The organism is Microvirga sp. P4_G7, from assembly GCF_056401005.1.
This window is the reverse complement of the sequence record NZ_JBFUKD010000712.1, coordinates 1-1,802: the sequence shown is the minus strand read 5'-3', so window position 1 is coordinate 1,802 and position 1,802 is coordinate 1. Positions and strand designations below refer to the sequence as shown.

At 61.1% G+C, this 1,802-nt stretch carries 3 protein-coding genes; all 3 read left to right on the top strand.

Going from position 1 to position 1,802, the window contains the following annotated elements; translation table 11 throughout:
• A partial coding sequence (locus tag AC1DT3_RS19885; protein ID WP_477466941.1) for an ABC transporter substrate-binding protein occupies positions 1–800 on the top strand: 800 nt, incomplete at its 5' end.
• Between the two features lie 57 nt (positions 801–857).
• Positions 858–1,559, top strand: coding sequence for an RraA family protein (locus AC1DT3_RS19880; RefSeq protein WP_477466940.1), 702 nt, complete (start codon positions 858–860; stop codon positions 1,557–1,559).
• Positions 1,560–1,578: 19 nt separating this feature from the next.
• Positions 1,579–1,802, top strand: a 224-nt coding sequence (locus AC1DT3_RS19875; protein WP_477466939.1) for an SDR family NAD(P)-dependent oxidoreductase, incomplete at its 3' end; no start/stop codon positions are given.

Here is a 1,802-nt window from a genome sequence, read left to right as displayed (position 1 = left end):
GCGTCCAACTTGCCGACAATCTGCAGGTCAAAGATTTCGAAGATGTCGACGCCAACAAGGCGTTGACGCGTATTCCGGCACTCACCGGCATACACCAATGGATGTCATACAACGTGACGAAGCCGCCGCTCGACAACAAGGACCTGCGGTTGGCGATCACCCACGCAATCAACCGAGACGCCCTCAATAAAGTCGTCTCGAAAGGCTTCGGCGTCGTCACGCCCACACTCGTCACACCCAACGAGTGGATCTTCAGCAAGGATCTCCCGGCGGCCAAGTTCGACTTGGCAAAGGCGAAAGATCATCTCGCAAAGAGCGGCTTCAAAGGCGAGCTGACCGTCTCTGTCATCCAGCGCGATCCGGATACGCAGATTGCGCAACTCGTCCAGGCCATGCTGCGTGAAGCCGGCATTACGCTCAAGGTCGAGGTGCTGGAACGGCAGGCATGGGTCGATAAGGTTCTCAAGAAAAACTATGAAATGGGGATGTTGCGCATCAACGTGCCGCGTCCAGATCCCGACCAGACCTTCGGTGCAAGTTTCGGCCGCAAAGCTGGCTCGAACTGGTCAGGTATCAGCGATGAGGCCGTGTTCAAGGCCGTGGACGACGCTGTCGGAACACTCGATCGCGACAAGCGGCGGGCGAATTATCTGGAAGCCCAGCGGCTTCTTCTGGACAACGCCTACTACTCCTTCCTCTTCACGCGCCCGGTGGGCGAGGTCTCCACGGCGAAGCTGAAGGGTCTGAAATTCGAACTCAGCGGCGCCTGGCACCTCGGCGAGGCCTGGCTGCAGCCCTGACTTTCCGTGGCCGGATCCACGGGGTCCGGCCACTCCTTCTTCTATCAGGAGTATGACATGACCACCGATGCCACCGACAGCGCGGGCCTTCTGCCGCCCATGACCGACGTCATCGAACGCTATCGCCGTCTCTATTCGGGCGTAATCTACGATGTGCTCGATCATCGCGGCTATCCGGATCAATGCCTGGCCAGCGATCTGCGGCCATTGCGGCCCGACATGGTCGTCGCCGGGCCGGCCTTCACCATCAAGGGTGTCAGCGATCCGACCGGCGATCCCGACCTTCTGGAACGGCGTATCAAACTGTTTAAGGCCATGAGCCACCCTTGCGTCGACGTGCGCGATTGCGGCTTCGACACCAGGGTCGCCCATTATGGGGAGATGAACGCGACGCTCGGCATCAAGCACGGTTGCGTCGGTGCCGTCATTGACGGGGGCGTGCGCGACAGCCGGCATCTCCTCGAGATGAACTTCCCCGTTTTCGCGCGGTACCACACCCCTGTGGAAGCGAAGATGCGCTGGAGCTACTTCAGATGGGACGTTCCCGTCAGCCTGCGGGGCGCAATTTCCTCGACCGTCACAGTCCATCCCGGAGACTTTATCTTCGGGGACATCGATGGCGTCGTCGTCGTGCCCAAGGCGCTGACGCTCAGTGTTCTGGTGGAGGCCGAGGCGCTGGTGAACCGAGAGGACAAGGCGCGGCTCGAATACAAATCGGAAGATGTCGAAGAGGTCTATCGGCGTTACGGTACGCTCTGATCTCAGACGGATGTCATCCATGTCGGTGTTGTCTTCGTTCCGCATCGAAGGGCGCACGGCGCTCGTTACCGGCTCGAGCCGGGGCATTGGGCGTGCAATCGCCCTTGCCCTGGCCGAGGCCGGCGCCGACGTGGTTGTGCATTCGGGCGGTGAGGTGGCGGAGGCGGAGAGTGTGGCGTCCGAGATCAGGCGGCTCGGACGGCGCGCCGCGGTCGTCACCGCGGATTTGGGTGAATCTACGGC

Excerpts from the sequence above, each read along its gene's own strand:
- AC1DT3_RS19880 (WP_477466940.1), top strand. The coding sequence starts at position 858 with ATGACCACCGATGCCACCGACAGCGCGGGCCTTCTGCCGCCCATGACC.